The sequence below is a fragment of the Corynebacterium sp. HMSC05D08 genome, assembly GCF_001807215.1.
Taxonomy (GTDB): domain Bacteria; phylum Actinomycetota; class Actinomycetes; order Mycobacteriales; family Mycobacteriaceae; genus Corynebacterium; species Corynebacterium striatum.
In genome coordinates, this window is sequence record NZ_KV788350.1 from 39,264 (window position 1) to 58,330 (window position 19,067).

The 19,067-nt window shown below is 59.7% G+C and carries 17 protein-coding genes; 11 read left to right on the forward strand and 6 right to left on the reverse strand.

Going from position 1 to position 19,067, the window contains the following annotated elements; genetic code table 11:
* The first annotated feature begins 87 nt into the window (after positions 1 to 87).
* Entirely contained in the window at positions 88 to 1,059 is a 972-nt protein-coding gene (locus tag HMPREF3148_RS09860) for a 4-hydroxy-3-methylbut-2-enyl diphosphate reductase (RefSeq protein WP_005529931.1), read from the forward strand.
* 106 nt (positions 1,060 to 1,165) lie between these two features.
* Here the strand turns inward: HMPREF3148_RS09860 and HMPREF3148_RS09865 are convergent, their stop codons facing one another.
* From HMPREF3148_RS09865 to HMPREF3148_RS09875, 3 genes are all read right to left on the reverse strand, one after another.
* Positions 1,166 to 1,969: a DUF6542 domain-containing protein gene (locus HMPREF3148_RS09865; protein ID WP_141741084.1), complete on the reverse strand. Its 804-nt coding sequence runs from the start codon at positions 1,967 to 1,969 to the stop codon at positions 1,166 to 1,168.
* Between the two features lie 77 nt (positions 1,970 to 2,046).
* Positions 2,047 to 3,120, reverse strand: a complete 1,074-nt coding sequence (locus HMPREF3148_RS09870) for a DNA recombination protein RmuC (protein ID WP_005529927.1) — start codon at positions 3,118 to 3,120, stop codon at positions 2,047 to 2,049.
* A 36-nt stretch (positions 3,121 to 3,156) separates the two neighbouring features.
* Entirely contained in the window at positions 3,157 to 4,656 is a 1,500-nt protein-coding gene (locus tag HMPREF3148_RS09875) for an AI-2E family transporter (protein ID WP_005529925.1), read from the reverse strand.
* A 77-nt stretch (positions 4,657 to 4,733) separates the two neighbouring features.
* On the opposite strand from HMPREF3148_RS09875, the gene ychF reads away from it, so the two are divergent.
* Together ychF and HMPREF3148_RS09885 are read left to right on the forward strand one after the other, a co-directional pair.
* The gene (gene ychF, locus HMPREF3148_RS09880) at positions 4,734 to 5,819 is read left to right on the forward strand and encodes a redox-regulated ATPase YchF (protein WP_005529923.1); all 1,086 of its coding nucleotides are present in this window, start codon (positions 4,734 to 4,736) and stop codon (positions 5,817 to 5,819) included.
* A 282-nt stretch (positions 5,820 to 6,101) separates the two neighbouring features.
* Positions 6,102 to 7,010, forward strand: coding sequence for a cation diffusion facilitator family transporter (locus HMPREF3148_RS09885; RefSeq protein ID WP_049160642.1), 909 nt, complete (start codon positions 6,102 to 6,104; stop codon positions 7,008 to 7,010).
* Between the two features lie 58 nt (positions 7,011 to 7,068).
* Here the strand turns inward: HMPREF3148_RS09885 and HMPREF3148_RS09890 are convergent, their stop codons facing one another.
* On the reverse strand, positions 7,069 to 8,616 hold the full coding sequence (locus tag HMPREF3148_RS09890) for a succinic semialdehyde dehydrogenase (RefSeq protein WP_070509059.1): 1,548 nt from the start codon (positions 8,614 to 8,616) through the stop codon (positions 7,069 to 7,071).
* A gap of 72 nt (positions 8,617 to 8,688) precedes the next feature.
* Between HMPREF3148_RS09890 and HMPREF3148_RS09895 the strand changes: the two genes are divergently transcribed.
* From HMPREF3148_RS09895 to HMPREF3148_RS09925, 7 genes are all read left to right on the forward strand, one after another.
* Positions 8,689 to 9,873, forward strand: a complete 1,185-nt coding sequence (locus HMPREF3148_RS09895) for a type III PLP-dependent enzyme domain-containing protein (protein ID WP_049152260.1) — start codon at positions 8,689 to 8,691, stop codon at positions 9,871 to 9,873.
* Positions 9,870 to 11,204, forward strand: a complete 1,335-nt coding sequence (locus HMPREF3148_RS09900) for a D-arabinono-1,4-lactone oxidase (protein ID WP_049152261.1) — start codon at positions 9,870 to 9,872, stop codon at positions 11,202 to 11,204. The genes HMPREF3148_RS09895 and HMPREF3148_RS09900 overlap by 4 nt, the downstream gene beginning before the upstream one ends.
* A gap of 43 nt (positions 11,205 to 11,247) precedes the next feature.
* A complete protein-coding gene (locus tag HMPREF3148_RS09905) occupies positions 11,248 to 12,321 on the forward strand; it encodes a GTP-binding protein (RefSeq protein ID WP_034657610.1) in 1,074 nt (357 codons plus the stop codon).
* A gap of 67 nt (positions 12,322 to 12,388) precedes the next feature.
* Positions 12,389 to 13,585, forward strand: a complete 1,197-nt coding sequence (locus HMPREF3148_RS09910; RefSeq protein ID WP_005531827.1) for an MFS transporter — start codon at positions 12,389 to 12,391, stop codon at positions 13,583 to 13,585.
* A 158-nt stretch (positions 13,586 to 13,743) separates the two neighbouring features.
* On the forward strand, positions 13,744 to 14,418 hold the full coding sequence (locus HMPREF3148_RS09915) for a hypothetical protein (RefSeq protein ID WP_049152264.1): 675 nt from the start codon (positions 13,744 to 13,746) through the stop codon (positions 14,416 to 14,418).
* Positions 14,418 to 14,885 (forward strand): hypothetical protein, encoded by a 468-nt coding sequence (locus HMPREF3148_RS09920; RefSeq protein WP_049145221.1) that lies wholly within the window; start codon positions 14,418 to 14,420, stop codon positions 14,883 to 14,885. The genes HMPREF3148_RS09915 and HMPREF3148_RS09920 overlap by 1 nt, the downstream gene beginning before the upstream one ends.
* Before the next feature lie 197 nt (positions 14,886 to 15,082).
* Positions 15,083 to 15,724 (forward strand): pentapeptide repeat-containing protein, encoded by a 642-nt coding sequence (locus HMPREF3148_RS09925; protein WP_049062652.1) that lies wholly within the window; start codon positions 15,083 to 15,085, stop codon positions 15,722 to 15,724.
* A gap of 139 nt (positions 15,725 to 15,863) precedes the next feature.
* Here the strand turns inward: HMPREF3148_RS09925 and HMPREF3148_RS09930 are convergent, their stop codons facing one another.
* Complete coding sequence (locus tag HMPREF3148_RS09930; RefSeq protein WP_049152265.1) at positions 15,864 to 17,231, reverse strand: dicarboxylate/amino acid:cation symporter; 1,368 nt, start codon at positions 17,229 to 17,231, stop codon at positions 15,864 to 15,866.
* Positions 17,232 to 17,608: 377 nt separating this feature from the next.
* Here HMPREF3148_RS09930 and HMPREF3148_RS09935 point away from each other — a divergent pair, with 377 nt between their 5' ends.
* Complete coding sequence (locus tag HMPREF3148_RS09935) at positions 17,609 to 17,824, forward strand: helix-turn-helix domain-containing protein (protein ID WP_005531838.1); 216 nt, start codon at positions 17,609 to 17,611, stop codon at positions 17,822 to 17,824.
* Between the two features lie 73 nt (positions 17,825 to 17,897).
* Here the strand turns inward: HMPREF3148_RS09935 and HMPREF3148_RS09940 are convergent, their stop codons facing one another.
* Complete coding sequence (locus HMPREF3148_RS09940) at positions 17,898 to 18,971, reverse strand: lipoate-protein ligase small subunit (RefSeq protein ID WP_070509061.1); 1,074 nt, start codon at positions 18,969 to 18,971, stop codon at positions 17,898 to 17,900.
* Positions 18,972 to 19,067: the final 96 nt, after the last annotated feature.

Below are 19,067 nucleotides of genomic sequence, written 5' to 3' on the forward strand. Positions count from 1 at the left end.
CGTGCTGTACTCCTCACACTCTCTCGTAGCACGAGGATAAGCCACCCAATCTACTGTTGTCTACGACTTTTAGATACTCTGGAGGCCATGACTGAGACTGGCAAGAACGTTCTCCTGGCGGCACCGCGCGGCTACTGCGCTGGCGTCGATCGCGCAGTTGAGACGGTGGAGAAGGCGCTGGAGAAGTACGGCGCCCCAATTTATGTCCGCAAGCAGATCGTCCACAACCGCTACGTTGTGGAATCCCTGGCCAAGCGCGGCGTCATCTTCGTCGAAGAAGCCTCCGAAGCACCGGAGGGTGCACACCTGGTTTTCTCTGCTCACGGCATCGCGCCTGCCGTGCGTGCTGAGGCTGAGGGCCGTAAGCAGCTCACGCTCGATGCTACCTGCCCGCTGGTGACCAAGGTGCATAACGAGGCACGTCGTTTCCACCGCGACGGCTACCACATCCTGCTCGTGGGGCACGAGGGCCACGAGGAGGTCGAAGGCACCGCCGGTGAAGCACCTGAGGTAACGCACCTCGTTGATGGTGTAGAGGGCGTCGCCAAGCTGCCTGATTTCCTCCAAGAAGAAAAGCTCATCTGGCTGTCCCAGACCACGCTTTCGGTGGATGAGACCATCACCATCGTCAACCAGCTGCGCGAGCGTTTCCCGCACCTGGAGAACCCGCCTTCAGACGATATTTGCTACGCCACCCAGAACCGTCAGGAGTCGGTGAAGAATATCGCTCCGAAGTGCGATCTGATGATCGTCGTGGGCTCCAAGAACTCTTCTAACTCTGTGCGTCTCGTCGAGGTTGCCCTGGAGGCAGGCTCTAAGGCTTCCCACCTCGTTGACTTCGCGAGCGAGATTGATGAGGCATGGCTGGAAGGTGTGGAGACCGTAGGCGTTACCTGTGGCGCTTCCGTACCTGAGCTGCTTGTGCGCGAGGTCCTCGAGTTCCTCGACGAGCGCGGCTACTCCAACGTCGAGCAGGTTACGACGTCCACGGAGACCATTCAGTTCTCCCTGCCGCGTGAGCTGCGCCCAGCACGTACTGCACAAGGCGCTAAGGCTTAAGGCCGGAAACTTAGATACCGCGCTAAAGGCACTGAAAGACCCGACTTTCATCTCCAGTCAAGGAGGGGAGTCGGGTCTTTCTCTGTCTCTTGCTTCGCGGCAGAATCTAGTCCTCGTAGAGGTTCTCGTCGAGGGGAGAAGCTGGCTTGGCCTTGGGCTCTTTAGCAGGCTGCTTGTCGACGTCACCTGCGCGGCGCTGCGGATCCGGGCGACGCGGGGCGAAATCGGAGTCGTCGTATTCCGCCGAGCTAACGCTCGCAGCTCGCTCGCGAGCCTCGCGCTCGACTGCTTGCTGTCGCCGGCGCTCTTCGCGGTCCATTTCCCGGAGGCGTCCGGTGCGCTGACGAGCTGTTTCTTTCGCCTTCTTATCGCGGGCGATGAGTTCCGCAACGGAAAGTCGCTCATCACGATTGCGTCTTTCTGCCTTTTGTTGAGCGCGGCGGGCAACCTGGGCTTTGACGTTGCGTGACTTGGCATTGTTCTTGCCGTTCCACAGCCTAAACACGGCAAGGAGAGCACACAGAAGGAAGACGATGATCAGCCACGGAAAGCGCTGGAGGAATGGGAAAGCTGTGGTCAAAAGGGAGGTAGTGGAGAATGGGGAGGCCCCTTCCGGTGCCGCTTGCACGGCCAAAATCCACGATGTTGAAACAATGGCCACCGTAAACAGCAAGGGGATGCTGATCACCAAGAGATACAACCCGCGGGGGTTGACCAAGAAAGTCATGGCGAGTGCGCCGAGCGTGAAAACGGCGAAAAATGGCCAGCCGATCGAACCCACGACGATCGTGATGAGTGCTGCAACGATTAACGCAGCTACCAGACCAAAGAGGGCCTTGGGCAGCGTTAGCCCGTGCACGGCGGCAGATTCACGTCCGGCTCGGGGGTTTCGATTTTTGGCAAGTGACACGCCGGACGATTCTACAGGCTTTGCTGGCCCTTTCGGTATTTTCTTGGCCGAATGTGGCGAAATTAATTGCCTAATAGTTAATCTTCGAAACGCGGCCGACGTGGTTCGGCCTGTACCGGCTGGGGTTCCACGGGGCGTCGGTCGGTGCGCGCAGGAATTTCTAGCTCATACAAGCGGCGCGCGGTGACACCGACTCTAGAATCCAAGGAACCCAAACTCGAGTTGTAGGCTTCGACTGCCTTTTCCAGGCTGCGGCCGACCTTGTTGTAGTGCTCGTTGAGCGTGCCCAGCCTGGAGTAGAATTCGCTGCCAAGCCTCTGGACTTCCCTGGCCTTTTCGGAGAGGTCCTCGTGGCGCCAGCCCAGAGCAACAGTGCGTAAAAGTGCGAAGAGCGTGCTCGGGGTAGCGATGACAATGTTGCGCTCGAAGGCGAATTCCAAGAGCTCGGGGTCGACGCCCAGCGCGGCATCGAGGAAAGGATCCGCCGGTACAAAGAGCACCACGAACTCCGGCGTGGGAGAAAAGGCTTCGATGTAGTCGCGATGGGCCAGCGCCTGGACATGATTGCGCAACAGATGCGCGTGGCGTCTTAAATAGCCCGCATGCTCTTCCGGGTCCTCGGTTTCAAGGGCATCAAGATAGGAAGAGAAGGGGACTTTGGCATCTACGATGACGCTGCGCCCACCCGCGAGGTGGATGACTAGGTCGGGGCGGACCGTGGTGCCTTGAATTCGGGCCGTGGCCTGCGTATTAAAGTCGACGTGCTTGAGCATGCCGCCGATTTCAACCACGCGCTCGAGCTGCATCTCTCCCCATCGGCCGCGCACGTTCGGCGAGCGTAGTGCGCCAACCAGCTTGTCGGTTCTGTCGGTTAGTTTCGTGGAGGTACGCGTCACAGCCTGGACCTGACTCGACAACGCTGCGAGTTCCGTGGCGCGGCTTTCCTCGAGCTCCTGCAGCTGGTAGCCCAACCTATCCATCGCCTTTTCCAGCGGGGCAAGCTCTGCCTGGCGGCGCTGTGATTCCTGGAGGGCGGGGTGTTCGGCAGAAGGCTGGGATGAGCTAGAGCTATATGCGCGTGCCAACCATCCGAGGATGGCTCCCAGGATGACGCCGAAAAACAACAAAAGCACGGGCAAGGCAGTAGACATGCTCACCACCCTTGCACGTGCTCAGGACATCCCGGTTTAATCCTTCTTGTCTGGATGCAACAAGTGTTCGAAACGGGACATTGCTCGCTGGACGCTACCTCGAACAACGTGGGCGCGGGCACCGCGCGATGCAGGGGCCTCCTCGTCACCGATGTTATTGGGCCGGGCATCCATGTTGACTGCGTCGTCGAGCCTGTCTCCCACGCCTTCGTGTGCGACGTCGGCAGGCGCCGCATTGGGGGCTTTGTGATCCGGCATTGTCAGCCACTCGGCGCGCTTATGTTCGCCCTGCTCCTGGGTGTAGCGACCGATGAGGAAGCCGGCGACGGTAGCAAAGTGCAGTTCTTCGGCTGTTTTCTCTCCGGATTTCAGCTTCATCATGTCTTGGAAATAGCGGTAGGCAACCGCGAACATGGCAGCGGCCGGTACCGCCAGGAATGCACCTACGAGATTGAAGAGTGCAGAACCCACGGTGACGGAGGTTAAGACCACCACTGGGTGTAGGTTCATGGCCTTGGACTGCAGCCATGGGGAAAGCACGTTTCCCTCAAGTTGCTGGACCACCAAGACCAGAAGAAGGACGAGCAACGCCTTCGTGACTCCCAGCGAGACCAGTGCAATCGTCACGGACAGGGCGCCGGCCACGATGGCGCCGACAAAAGGAATGAAGCCTGCGATAAACGTGATGATGGCCAATGTCAGCGCGAGCGGAACGCCAATAATCGCGAGGCCGATGCCGATGAAGACGGCATCTACTAGCGATACGAGAGCCTGCGCGCGGACGAAGCCGCCCAAGGTGTTCCAACCGCGGGTCAAAAGCTCGGTGAGGTGCCAGCCGGTGCGGCGCCCCGTGGCTTCGCGCAGCCAGGGCAGAAAGTGGTGGCCGTCCTTGAGGAAGAAGAACGTGAGGACCAGGACCACCATCAATGTGACAATCATGGAAGTGGCCTGGCCGATGCCGTTAAAGACGGAGCCGGCGATGGAGCCTGCCTGCTTCTGTGCCCACAGGGCGATCTCGTCGATGTAGGTTCCGATCTCATCCTCGTTAAGGTTCAACGGTGGCTGTTGTACCCACAAGCGAAGAGCCTGGATACCGTTTGCGGTCTGCAGATACAGCGTCTGTGATTGGCGCACAAAGTTAGGCGCAATGAAAAGGAAAAGCGCGCCCAACCCGCTGAAGGAAACGAGGATAGTCAGTACAGCGGCAAGTGAACTCGGTACGTGATGGCGCCGTAGCCATCCTGCGACAGGTGCGAGCACAGTACAGATAATGAGTGCCAACAGAATCGGCAGGATGCCGCGCCAGAAGTTTCCAGCCATGCGGAATAGCGCATAGAGGAATACACAAATAACAAAAAGGCGCAGAGCCCACAGCGAGGTCGACTTGATGACCTCGCCGACGACAACGGAACGGTCGACCTGATCTCCCGGTGGGTGAGGGGAGACGTCGTCAAGCGATGTCGCGTCGACGGAACCATCGAAACGATCGCCAAGCCCAGCTTGGTCCAGATCAGACTTGTGTCCAGAAGGCGGCATGGATGATGCGGAAGGCGATTGAGAACTCACCCCACCATCTTGCCTGAAAAAATTCCGCGTGCGTTAGGATTGCCCCTGTGAGTCTTACACTTGGAATCGTCGGCCTGCCTAACGTTGGCAAGTCCACGCTGTTTAATGCCCTGACCCGTTCCGACATTTTGGCGGCCAACTACCCGTTCGCCACGATTGAGCCGAACGTTGGCCTCGTGGAGCTGCCGGATCATCGCCTTAACCGCTTGGCGGAGATCTTTAGCTCCGAGCGCATCCTGCCTGCGACCGTGTCCTTTGTGGACATCGCCGGCATCGTGGAAGGCGCGTCCAAGGGCGAGGGCATGGGCAACGCCTTCCTCGCTAACATCCGTGAGGCAGACGCGATCTGCCAGGTGGTTCGCGCTTTCTCTGATGACAATGTCATCCACGTTGATGGCAAGGTTGACCCAGCGCACGACATCTCTGTGATCAACACTGAGCTGATTCTGGCCGATCTGCAGACCATCGAGAAGGCTCTGCCGCGACTGGAGAAGGAAGCGCGCAAGAACAAGGATCTGGCTGAGACCGTTGAGGCCACCAAGAAGGCGCAGGAAATCCTAGAGGATGACCGTACCTTGTTCGCTGCTTCCAAGAACGGCGAAATCGACCTCGCTCTCGTGCGTGAGTTGCACTTGATGACTTCGAAGCCGTTCCTGTACGTCTTCAACTCTGATGAAGCAGTGCTTACCGACGACGCGAAGAAGGCCGAGCTCGCCGAGCTCGTTGCCCCAGCAGAGTGCGTGTTCCTTGATGCCCAGACTGAGACCGAGTTGCTTGAGCTCGACGAGGACGAAGCGATGGAGCTCCTCGAGTCCGTCGGCCAGACCGAGCCTGGCCTGGCAACTCTGGCTAAGGCAGGTTTTGCAACGCTCGGCCTGCAGACCTACCTGACTGCTGGTCCGAAGGAAGCCCGCGCTTGGACCATCAAGCAGGGTTCGGCTGCTCCGCAGGCTGCGGGGGTAATCCACACCGACTTTGAGAAGAAGTTCATCAAGGCCGAAATCGTTTCCTTTGATGACCTCGACGCCGCTGGCACCATGGCCGAGGCCCGCGCCGAGGGCAAGGTCCGCCAAGAGGGCAAGGACTACATCATGCAGGACGGCGACGTCTGCGACTTCAAGATTGGTGGCTAGCGCTCGCCTGAGATTAAAACTGTAGTCTCAGCATTGCTTGAGCCGCCGAGTTGTTGGCAACTCGGCGGCTTGCTAACCTAAAATTCCTGAAGGGGAGTAGCTCCTCCGCGGCCCCCATGGCGGCGGATGGATGGTCGACATACTGGTGCCTATGCGCCCGGCCACCCAGCTTGCGAAATTCGTGAGTGAGCGATACCTTCGGTCCGTAGCTCCTACGTTGACCGGTCCTCCCCAAACCGCATACGGATGGCCGTGTCACGCCGACTAACCGAAGGTATCTGTATGGCACTTCCTTCCGAGCAGCTCCTGCTTGAGCGTTTCATGAAGCTGTCCATCGCGACGGCTGTTCTCACCATTGTCTTAAAGGTCCTTGCGGCCATGCTTACTGGTTCCGTCGGCTTCCTGTCTGACGCTTTGGAATCCGGAGTCAACCTCGTTGCCGCAGTCGTGGGCTTCATCGCCCTTCGTATTGCCGCGAAGCCGGCTGACGCGAACCATCAATTCGGCCACGGCAAGGCCGAGTATGTTTCCGCGTTGGTAGAGGGTGCGATGATCTTTGTCGCCGCAGCACTCATCATTTATACCTCTGCATTGCGCTTGCTCAACCCCCAGCCCTTGGAACAGCCAGGCATTGGTCTGGCGCTTTCGACGCTAGCTTCGGTTCTTAATCTGGCTGTCGGTCTGGTGTTGCTGAAAGCGGGCAAGAAATATCGTTCGGCAACGCTTCGAGCCGACGGCCATCACGTGCTGACTGACGTGTGGACTTCTGTTGGCGTCCTCGTGGGCATCGCGCTGGTTGCCCTGACGGACTGGCTGTGGCTCGATCCGATCGTCGCTTTTGCAGTGGGCATCAATATCCTGTGGACCGGTTACAAGCTGCTCAAAGAATCCTTGAGTAGCCTGCTTTCCGAGTCCCTGCCCAAGGAAGAGCACGCTGAGCTTGATGCGCGACTTACTGAGCTTGAGGAAGAATTCGGCGTGTTGTTCACGTCGCGGCGTACCATCGCATCGGGCCGCCAGCGCTTGGTCTATCTCACCATGGACGTGCCTGGTGGGTGGACAGTTCTTGCGGCCCACGACATCGCGGATCGCATCGAGGACAACATCGACGAGCTTTTCCCAGGCGCCGAAGTGTTCATCCACGTCGAGCCCGCCGGCACGGTGCATCGCCGCATCTTGCGCATGCCTTAAGCGGGTTCACGCAGGCTAGCCAGAGCCATACCGTTTTCCATAGCCCACAGGCATGCTGCTACAGGCGCAGCGCCTTCATGGCCGCCATGCCCGTGGTGATGAGCCTCTGGAAGCGCTGCGGCGGCAGTAGCTCCGAGGGTGCCAGCGGGTGCAGCTTTTGCTCGGCTACGGTGCGCTCATTTGCCCACAAGCGCATGCCGGTAATACCGTGGCGGTGATTGAGGCCGGACTCCTTTACGCCGCCACCCGGCGCGGCAATAGAACCATATGCTGCGGCAAAGCCCTCGTTGATATTGACCATGCCCGCTTCTAACTGGGAAGCAACCTCCCAGCCGTGGCGGGAGCTGCCCGACCACACTGAGGCGCATAGGCCGTAGTTCGTGTCATTTGCTGCGTGGATGGCAGCAGCATCAGAATCGACCTCGTACACAGCCAACACTGGGCCGAAGGTCTCGTTAGCGAAGAGCTCCATTTCCTGCGTTACCCCAGTGAGCACCGTGGGCTCAAAGAAAAACGGACCGAGTTCCGGGCGATGCTTTCCGCCGTAGACAATGGTTGCGCCCTTGTCCACAGCATCGCGCACATGGGCTTGGACGACGTCGAGCTGCTTTTGCGAAGTCAGGGAGCCGATAGTTGCGGCATCGGAGAAGGCTGCGCCCAGAGTCTGTTCGTCGAGGGCTTTCGTAAGCGCAACGAGGAAGTCCTCATAAATGTCTGTGTGCACGTAGGCACGTTCGGCGGACATGCACAGTTGGCCCGAGGACGAGAAGGCCGTGCGCACGGCGCCGCGAGCAGTGGGCTCAAGGGGGGCGTCGTCAAGCATCAGCATTGGATTCTTACCGCCGAGCTCCAACATTGTGGGGATGAGACGTCCGGCCGCCTGGGCAGCAATGGACTTGCCCACCTTGGTGGAACCTGTAAAGGAAAGACCGTCGACGAGGGGGACCAAGGCGTCGCCCACCTCGGCGCCGTTGCCCGGTACGAGCTGCCAGGCAGCCTCCGGGAGGCCGGCCTCAATCGCCAGTCGGCGGACCAAGATTGCCGTCAGTGTGGTCTGGGAATCAGGCTTGTGAACCACAGAGTTGCCAGCAGAAAGCGCCGCCAGCACGTCGCCCACGCCCAAGGAAAGCGGATAGTTCCACGGGGAGATGAGCCCCACGACGCCTAGTGGGTAGTGCTGGGTGCGCGTCTTGGTGAGCACGGGCAACGCGCCGGGATGGCGCGCCGAGCCAAAGGCCTTGCGTATGTTCACGCCATAAAAGCGCGCGCAGTTATAGAGGTCCATCACCTCGTCGTAGGCGTGCGAGCGGGACTTGCCGTTCTCAGCCTGAATGAGGTCGAGGATGAGCTCTTCATGCTTCCGGATTAGGTCGTGAAGCTTGAGCAGTATGCGCCCGCGATTGCCGTGGCCCACCCCGGCCCGTGCGGTGGTGACGGCAGCGGCGACGTCCTCAGGCGTGGCCGTGGGGAAGGAGAAAAGCTCTTCACCAGTAAACGGCATGAGTGCTGTGTGTTGAGCGCCGGAACCGCGCACGTCGCCTACCGGGTTGGTGGCCAGGAAATCAGAGACGCGCGGCGGGAGATGAGCACTAGTGAAGGTTTTCATGGGGTCTATGGTGCCAGAAATCTATTGTGATACGTATCGCAATCATGGTGTGGGTGTGAGTAGCATGGCTTCATGCCAACGCTTTCAAAAATTCCCAACCCGCAGATTCGGGAAACTATTGCGCCACTGGTCAGGTCCGGCGAGGCGGCCGCCCCTCTTGGTGTCATTGACATTGCCGCCTTCGACTTCAACGCGGAACAAATGGTGACGCGTGCGGGTGGGCTTCCCATCCGCGTGGCGTCAAAGTCGGTGCGCAGCGTCGCCGCGTTGCGCCGGGCTTTCGAGCACGACGGCTACCAAGGGATCCTGGGGTTTAGCGTTCCCGAGGCATTGCACCTCTACGAGGAGGGTTTTCGCGATATCGTCGTGGCTTATCCCAGCGTTCACCGTCCGGCCTTGGCGTGGTTAGGTGCCGACGCTGGTGTACGGGAAGCGATTACGGTCATGGTGGACTCCGTGGAGCTGCTCGACCTCCTCGCGCCGGGCATGCGAGTGGCCATCGACATTGACTGTACTTTGCACCTGCCCGGCGTGGTCATCGGTCCGCGGCGCTCACCCATCCGCACTCCTGAGCAGGTGGACCAGCTAGCCCGCGAGATTCTCAAACGGGATCTTCGCCTAGTGGGCATGATGGCCTACGAAGGCCAGGTGGCCTCTGTGGCAGACGAGGAGAAGGGGCCGACTGGCGCCATCAAGCGGTGGCTGCGCACGAAGTCGATGGACGTCCTTGCTCTGCGGCGCCGAGAGTGCATCGCGGCAGCGCGTGCCCATGCTGACCTTGAGTTCGTCAACGGCGGCGGCACGGGCAGCCTCCAAGAATCTGCAGCGGAAGGAACCCTGACTGAGCTGGCTGCCGGCTCGGGTTTCTACACCCCGGCCATCTTCGATCAGTTCACTGGCATCAACCACAAGGCGGCAGCGTTCTTCTGCTGCGAGGTCTCGCGCCTGCCCGCGCCGGGATGGGCCACCGTCAACTCGGGCGGCTGGATTGTCTCCGGCCCGCCTGCCAAGGACCGCGTTCCCGTGCCGGTGTGGCCAAAGGGCTTGAAGTACTCCGGCATGGAGGGCGCCGGCGAGGTGCAGTCACCGCTGCATGGCCCGGCTGCTAAAGACCTGTGCGTGGAGGACCTCGTGTGGTTCCGTCACGCCAAGGCTGGCGAGATGACCGAGCACCTCGACGGGCTGCTGGCAGTGGACGCGAACAACAAGGTTAAAGATTGGGATACCTATCGTGGAAAGGGCTGGACCTTCAGATGAGCAAGTTAATCGGCGCACGTGGCGCCAAGAATAAGGGCTTTAGTAACTGGTCGGGCTCCGTGCGCGCCAACCCGCAGGAGTTTCTGCAGCCTCGGTCAATTGAGGAGGTATCCCAGGCAGTGCAGCGTGTGGGCAGCGTGCGTACCGTCGGCGCGGGGCATTCCTTCACACCGGTGGCGGCCAGTGATGGCGTGATGATGAACCTGGACTACTTAAGCGGCATCGTTAATGTGGACAGGCAGCTTAAGCGCGTGCGATTCCTGGCGGGAACCCGCCTGCGTGACGTGCCGCGTTTGCTGCGGCCATTTGGCTTGGCTTTGGCTAACCAGGGTGATGTTGATCCCCAGTCGCTGGCAGGCGCGATCTCCACGTCAACCCACGGCACAGGTATTGGTTTCACCGGCTTCGCGGGTACGGTCACGGGCCTTAGGCTTGTCGACGCCGACTGTCAGCTGCGTAGCTTCTCCCTCGACGAGGACCCGGAACAGCTCAGGCTCGTCGTGGTCAGCATTGGTGCGCTCGGCGTTGTGGTTGAGGTTGAGGTGCAATGCGTCGACGCCTTCGACCTGTTTGCGGATGAATCGGGCGGGGACATCGACGACATCCTCGATAACTTCGAGGCCTACTCCCGCGAAGTCGACCACTTTGAGTGCTACTGGTTCCTACACACGCAGGCGGCAATGACCAAGCGTAATACGCGTCTTGCGCCTGGCGAGCCAACCCCGGGTGGCAAGATGGCGCGGCGCTCCAAGATTAAGCAATTCGTGGACGATGGGGTCTTGGGTAACGGCGCCTATGCGGCGTTATTGGGGATTGGGCGCGTGGTGCCGCAGACTATCCCGTCCTTCAATAAGTTTGCTACCTCGGTGATTTCGCACAATCGCTACCGCGCGAGCGCGCACGTGGTCTTTGTTTCGCCGCGTCGCGTGCGTTTCCATGAGATGGAGTACGCAGTGCCGTTGGCGGACGGGCCTGAAGCGGTGCGAGAGATCCGGCGTTTTATTGATGCACAGGGCTGGCAGATTGCTTTCCCGCTGGAGCTACGTACCACGGCACCTGACGACGTCGCGTTGTCTACCGCCAACGGCCGCGAGTCGATGTACATCGCGTTCCACGTCCCGCGTTTCAAAAACCCATACGAGTACATGCCAAAGGTGGAACCCATTCTGAAGGATGTCGGCGGCCGCCCGCATTGGGGCAAGCTGAACACCTTGACGCGGGCAGACTTCTCCGCGCTGTATCCGCGCTTCGACGAGTTCTGTGCCTTGCGTGAGCAACTGGACCCGCAGTGGCACTTTGGTTCTGATTACACGCGGAGGGTCTTCGGTTAGAGCGTAGTTGTTCCCGTAAATGAAAACCATTATCATTTGCGGAATGACTACACCCGTGACTGTTCTTTCTGGATTCCTGGGCAGCGGCAAGACCACGCTGCTCAACCACCTGCTGGCTAACCGACAAGGCCGCAAGCTAGCCGTCATCGTCAACGACTTCTCCGAGGTAAACATCGACGCGGCGCTCGTTGCAGGGGAGGGCCACCTCGAACGCGGCGAAGACCGTTTCGTGGAGTTGTCCAACGGCTGCATCTGTTGCACCCTGCGTGAGGATCTCGTAGAGTCCGTTGCCCGCCTCGCGCAATCGGGCAAGTATGACCAGATCATCATTGAGTCGACCGGCATCTCCGAGCCGATGCCGGTTGCCGCCACTTTTGAGTGGGAATTTGAAGACGGATTCAAACTGCAGGACTACGCGAACATTGACACTATGGTTTCTTTGGTTGATGCTTCCACGTTCATGGACCAGCTCCGGCGGGGCCGCAGCCTCGTTTCGCAGGGCATCGAGGCCACCCCGCAAGACGATCGGACAATCGCTGATCTCCTCGTGGACCAGGTGGAGTTTGCCGATCTCATCCTCATCACCAAGACCGATCTCGTCGAACCTGCCGAGACCGAGCGCGTCATCGCCACGGTCAAGGCGATGAACACCCGTTGCAAGGTAGTTCCCGTGACCAATGGCGTCATCGCTACGGAGCTCATCCTGGATGCCGGCCTCTACAACCTCTCCACGGCTGCAGCCTATCACGGCTACGCGGAAGAGCTCGCCAACCCTCACACCCCGGAGACCGAGGAGTATGGCATCTCCTCCGTGGTATTTCGCTCCGATAGGCCGTTCAATCGTGAGCGACTGCTCAAGGCGCTGCGCGCGAGTACCGGGCTGGTTCGCTCCAAGGGGTATTGCTGGATCGACACGGACTTGCGCGTGGCCCATGCCTGGCAGCAGGCGGGCCCTAACCTGCAGATCCAGCCGGCCTCACTGTGGGCCTCCAACGGAGTGACGCCGGGCTCTGAGGTCGTGCTCATCGGTGTGGAGTTCAACGCGGAGGAGACGCTGCGCAACTTTGAGGACGCAGTGCTTTCCGACGCCGAGGTAGCCGCTCTGCTGCCCAGCTAGCGCCATGCGCTGATTAAGGGTCTGATACCGTTTTAGGGTTCGTTTTAACTCCATATTTGTCAAGAAGGTGTTTCCTACGTCCGCTGAGCAGAAACTCATCACCCCAACATTCGTCTTTGCATGGCTGGTTAATTTTGCCCAATTCATGGTCTTTTACCTGTTGGTGACGATCATGGCTTTGTATGCGGTGCAACAGTTTGGGGCATCAGACACAGCGGGCGGCTTTGCCTCCAGCTCCTTCGTGGTCGGTGCGACCATTGCGCGACTGTTCTCGGGATATCTGGTTGATGCGGCAGGACGTAAAAAGTCCCTCTTGGTCTCGTTGGTTCTCGTGACCGTGGCATGTGCCGCGTATTTTGTTGCGCACTCGTTGGCACTGCTTATCGTCGTGCGCATCATTCATGGCCTGGGTTATGCGGTGGCGTCGACTGCCGTCATGGCCGTGGCACAGTCCGTCATTCCTGACCATCGCCGTGCTGAGGGCACGGGCTACTTTGCCTTGGGAACTACCCTTGCCACCGCTTTTGGCCCGGCGGCAGGACTGGCTATCGTCGGTGCGAGTGGCTACAACACCATCTTCGTTGTGGTGCTCAGCCTCACGGTATGTGCCTTGGCTTTGACACTGGCACTCAAGATTCCTACGCAGGAGCGCCCCAGCGTGACCTTTAGCCTGGCCAACATCGTCCACCCGGCGGTCGCGCCCTTTGGCTTCTTCATGCTTCTCATCGGCGTTGCTTATGCAGGCATCATCACGTACCTCAACGCTTATGCTGACGCGTCCGACCTGGCGACGGGCGCCAGCTTCTTCTTCATTGCCTATGCGATTGTCAGCCTCGCGATGCGCTTTGTCTTGGGCCGTGTCCAGGATCGCCACGGCGATAACGTCATCTTCTACGGTGCACTCGCTTCGTTCATGATTGGTCTCGTGGTGCTTGCTATCGCAGTAGCTGACTGGGAGGTCGTCATCGCGGGTGCTTTGGTTGGCTTGGGCTATGGCTCCATCATGCCGGCGGCGCAAGCGGTGGCCGTGCGCCTCGTGGCTCCGCACGAGATGGGCGCGGGTATTTCGACGCTCTTCTTACTCCTCGACATCGGAATCGGCTTTGGCCCCGTGGTCTTGGGCATGCTGATTTCTGCGCTGGGCTACTCCGCTATGTATTGGGTGCTTGCCGCAACCGTGGCCGTGGCGACGGTGCTGTACTACTTCGTGCATGGTCGGCGCGCATACGGCGAAACAGTGCACGTTACGGCTGCCACTGCTTAGCTCCTCGGTCTGCGGCTGGTGCAGCACAGCCATTTCTTAGCGACCTGCGCAGCGTGAAACTTCAGTGCGGAAACTCCTGGGGCGGACGTCACAGTATTTATTTACACTAGGCGGCACATGCTCAACGACTTTGTAGTTATACGTGACAGGAGACTGCCATGGAAAAGCCCGATGCTTTCAACTTCGCCCCGTTGGTCGGAGTGGCGCTAGCAAAGCCGCGTCCGCTCCGGCTCAAGATTCGCAGCCGCAAAAAGCTACCGCATCTGGAGGCGCATACCCTCGACATCGCGCCTTTCAGGGGAGCACAGTTGCAGATGACGATGAGAGAGCTCATCGACTTCGCTCCTGCCGAACACGGCATCATCATCGATGGCAAGAGCCTTTCCGCGCAAGAGGTGGATGAGCTGCGTCCCCAGGCCCGCACTCAACTTGAATCCGCGCGTCAGTGGGTCGAAGAAAAATACGGCGTTGCTCCTGCCGCGCCTGTTAATTACCAAGAGGGGCCTTACGACGGCCCCATCGACGCCGACCTGCCAGAGTTCGTACTGCGTGCATGCGGCGAAATCTACGAGGTCAGCGGGGAACTGCCAGCAAGCAAACGTGCAGAATTCTTGGATGCCCGTTATCACAAAGACGATCCCCGTGGAGCGTGGCTCTCGCTGCACGGTAAGGCAGGACCTAACGGTTTTGTCCTCAGACCTAACTTTGCTTACCGCCCGGCGTGGTCGGTACAACCTAGCCCGCAGCAGTGGGTGGCCGACATAGAGACTTTCCCGCGCACCGCGGAATGGATTCCCGATTGGCTCGTGATTCAACTCCAGGAGGCACAGTAATGACTTTCGTTGACACTATCGACTGGGCGAGCCATGACCCGGAAGCCGTATTCTTCGATGCATCGCGTGTCCGTGACACTGCCGAAAGAGTTGAGGCACTCACGGCGATGCTTGAGTTCGGTTGGGCACCGCCAATCAAGCTGCTGCCGGAGCTGGCGGACAACCCAGAGCTCTGCGCGCAGGACGCCCCAGTCATTGAAAAGCTCATCGCTGCAGGCGCCGATCCCAACGCTGTCAATCGCTTTGGCGAAACCGTCTGGGTTCATTTGGTTCGCTCCCTAGCGTCGGATGAGGAGCAGTGGCCGGTGTACCAAGCGTTGCTGACTGTTGAGCCGGACCTTCAGATCAGCGCACGAAGCCTGTTCAATCCACTGCTCAACCAGCGCCACTTTGGCCTCCTAGCCTTGTTGCGCCCTTATCTTCCTGCACAATCGATCAGCGTCCCAGTCGATCCTGCGACTTTGTGAGCCTCCGCGTCGCTGCAGTTGCACTGCTGGTTAGCGCAGCATTGGCGGGCCACGTGGGTGCCACACAGGTGTGGAATACGTAACTTCGCCCGCACAATCGGGGCACGTTCGTGGTTGCCGGAGTTGGTGCTGCGTAAGCTTGCGCCTATAGAACGCAACGCGTAAATGAATAAAACACGACCCAAAGGAAGTAAGCAGTGACTCGCCGGATCGTCCAAGCGCCCCAACTATCTTCATTGCACCTGGAAGTGCGGGAAGGCCTGGGACTGGACGCGAGGGGAGTGTTTGAAAACGAGTGGTTCTCCGGCGAGTTTGAGCGCAACCTTCAAGGGATGTCACTGACTGGGTGCATGGTTGCTGATTCCTCACTCGACGGAATCGACCTTTCCTCATCCACTTTCACCGAGTGCGAGCTGACCGGCCTCGATGCGCCGGGATGGAGGATGGCGCGCACCGTGCTTCGCGACGTCGAGGTGGCTGATTCCCGCTTTGGCGCTGCAGACTTCGCCGAAGCGGACCTCTTTTCGGTGAAGTTCAGTGGGTGCAAATTCGCCTGGACTAACCATTCTGGTGGAACATTGCGGGATGTCCTCTTTGAAGACTGCGTATTCGACGAAGTCGATTTGTCCCAGGCGCAGGCCCAACGCGTGGCCTTCCGGGGCTGCCGCGCGCGGACCCTGCGGGTGGATGCGGCGCGGATGAAAGACGTGGACTTCCGCGGCCTCGACTTCGACGCTATCTCTGGTGTGGGCTCCCTCAAAGGCGCGGTACTCACTAACACACAGGCCATCCACCTGGCACCTGCCATGGCGGCCTTTCTGGGGGCGATCGTCGACTAGCGTACAGCCCACCGCCGACCGCCGCCGACCGAGTCCGACCGGTGCCGACCGAGTCCGACCGGCACCGAGAGTAACCGCAGCAAAACGAAGAAGACACCCCACTCAGTGAGGTGCCTTCCTGTGTTAGTGCCTTAGTTTCTTAGGCGGTGACGGACTCGCGATCCTTGGTTTCCATGAGGTCGGAGACGCCGTTCTCGGCAGCGTCCCAGACTTTTTGGTCCTGGATGCCTGCGCGCTTGGCCACGATGGTGGCGCACAGTGCTTGGCCCGTGACGTTGACTGCAGTGCGGCCCATGTCGATGATTGGCTCGATTGCCAGCAGCAGACCAACGCCGGCGAGCGGCAGACCCAGGGTGGACAGGGTCAGCGTGAGCATGACGGTTGCACCGGTGGTGCCCGCGGTAGCAGCAGAGCCGATGACGGAGACGAAGATGATGAGTAGGTACTGCGTCAGAGTCAGGTCAATGTTGTAGAACTGAGCGATGAAGATGGCGGCGATAGCAGGGTAGACCGAGGCGCAGCCATCCATCTTTGTGGTAGCACCCAGCGGGATGGCGAAGGAAGCGTACTCGCGCGGAACGCCCATGGCCTGCTCGGTGTAGCGCTCAGTCACCGGCATAACACCCATGGAGGAGCGGGTAACAAAGCCCAGGGAGAACACTGGCCAGACGCGCTTGTAAAAGCCCATGACCGGAATCTTGTTGAAGGCAAGAACTGCTGGGTAAACCACGCCGATGACGAGTGCGAGGCCCACGTACATCGCGAGCACGAACTTGCCCAGGGAGCCCAGCGCGTCCCAGCCGTAGGTTGCAACTGCCTTACCGATGAGTGCTGCGGTACCAATCGGAGCCAGGCGGATGATCCACCACAGGACTACCTGGATGACCTTGAGGAAGGACTCGGTAAAGCGCAGGAATGGGTCGGCAGCCTTGCCAGCCTTCACTGCAGCAATACCCAGTGCCAAGGAGATGACGAGCAGCTGGAGTGCGCCGAAGCCCAAGGACACTTCGCCGTCGTCAAAGGAGGCCTTCAGGCCGATGAAGTTGGACGGCACAAGCTGCTGCAGGAACGCAGTCCAGGAGCCGATGTGGGAAGGCTCGGCTGCGCTGGCGGCATCCACGGTGGTGCCCACGCCCGGCTTCATCACGAGTGCGACGAGGATGCCCGTGATAACGGAGAAGAAAGCGGTGATGGCAAACCACACCAGGGTAGAGATAGCCAGCGAGGCGGCGTTAGCTACCTTGCGCAGGTTAGCCACGGAGGTTACCACTGCCGCGAAGATGAGCGGCGGGACCATCACCTTGAGTAGCTGGACATAAGCGCTGCCCACGCCGGTGAGGGTCTGGGTGAGCCAGGAGCCCTTCTCATCGTCGGCAGGCAGACCAGCGTCCATGCCGGATGCAATGAAACCCAGGATGAGGCCGATGATAAGGCCCGCGATAACCTGCGCGCCGAAGCCGGTTGTCCAGCCTGGCAGCTTGCGCGATTGCGTTGTTTGTTGAGACACGAAAATTCCTTTTACTACGAACTTGTGAGAGTTCGGCGTTGTAGACAACTTTGTACGTATTTGAACTGTCTAGTCCATCAATTATGAACTGATCGGTTCACTAATGACCTCAACACTGTACGGTGATTATAAATTCCCGTGCAACTATTGTGGGGTCGGACTCATGGTTGGGGCGCCCGGGGCATGCAAGGGGCGCTCCGTCAACCTTCGGGCCGCGTGGTGGTGCGGGTGATTTGAAAGGGAAATATCCTTCCGAAAACTTGCTGGAGCGAGGGGAATATCGGGAGAAACGGGTAAATCGGAAAAATGCTTCCTGTTTTGTGATTTCGAGGCTATTTTAGAGTTTGAAAAGCGTAAAAGGGAAGGATATTTCCGATATGAATCGCATCGATGGCTGGTTGTCTGAACTCGGAACCGCACTGCGGGAAAGCCGAAAGGCGTATCAATTGACTCAGGAAGAATTGGGCGAGTTGGTGGGAGTGAGCGACAGAACGGTCCGAGATGTGGAGCTGGGGACCGGAAAAGCCAGCTTTTCCACCGTGTTAGAACTGCTCAGCGCGGTGGGGCTGCGTGTTGAGGTCGTGAACGCATGACGACTAATGCCGCTGAGCGGGAACTGCGATTTCGCCGGGCTGCTTTTGAACTCTGAGAAGAGCCGCGAAAGAATTACGGAATTCGCTTCGTCCACTCCTCGGTGGAGTACTTCTCGGAAACGAGGCGCTCGGCCTCGGCAAGGGTGGCGTCGGAAAGCGTGGCGTCCTTGGCGCCGTAGCGAGTGGCGAACTCGCGGGCCATGGTCTCGATGATCTCCTCGCGCGCCACGCCGGTCTGGCGGCGCAGCGGATCCACGCGCTTCTTGGCGCTGGCCAGGCCCTTGGAGGAGACCTTTACCTTGCCGATGCGCAGCACTTCCATCATCTTGTCGGCGTCGATGTCGTAGCTCATCGTGGTGTGGTGGAGCACCGCGCCCGCGCGACGCTTCTGCGCAGCGCCGCCGATTTTGCCGCCGTCGGAGGTGATGTCGTTGATCGGCACGTACCAGGCGTTCACACCGTGCTTGGCCAGTGCAGCAAGCACCCACTGGTCGAGGTAGGCATAAGAAGCCTCGTAGGAGTAACCGGCCACCAGGGACTCCGGGGCGTAAATGGAGTACGTGATGCAGTTGCCGCCCTCCATGAACATCGCGCCACCACCGGACATGCGGCGGACCGGGGTGATGCCATGCTTGTCGACGCCCTCCTGGTCCAGCTCGTTGGCATAGGACTGGTAGGAGCCGAACACGACCGCTTTGTCGTCCCACTCCCAGAAACGCAGCGTCGGACCACGTTTGCCCTCAGCCACCTCGTTGAGGATGACCTCGTCGAGCGCCACGTTCACCGGGGTAGGCAGCACGCCCGGCTGGAGGATCTCCCACTGGTGGTCTGTGAAGTCGGTGCCGTCTGAGAGCGCACGCTTAACAGCTACGGCCAGGTCGTGCGTGGAAAAGCCGTGGAGGGCCACAGGATGCTCCGCCTCAATCTTTGCGAGTGCGGCATCGAGCCGCGCGGTGATCTCTTGCGCGGAATCAGAAACCTTGGAGCCCTCCAGCGTGGGGCCGAGAGCCTCGAAGGCCTCTTCCGGTTCGAGGAAGAAATCGCCGGAGACCTGTGCTGCAGAGATAACTCCATCGGTCACAGTGATATCGACGACTAGAAGCTTGCCGCCCGGGACTTTGAGTTCGAAATGCGTTGGGTTATCCATACTTTGGTCAACACGCGAAGCGCCGGCTTTGTTCCGCGTGGTGGCTAAGCAAGCCGGGCCCAGCCGGGGACGTACGAAAGTTGCTACTTAGGTACA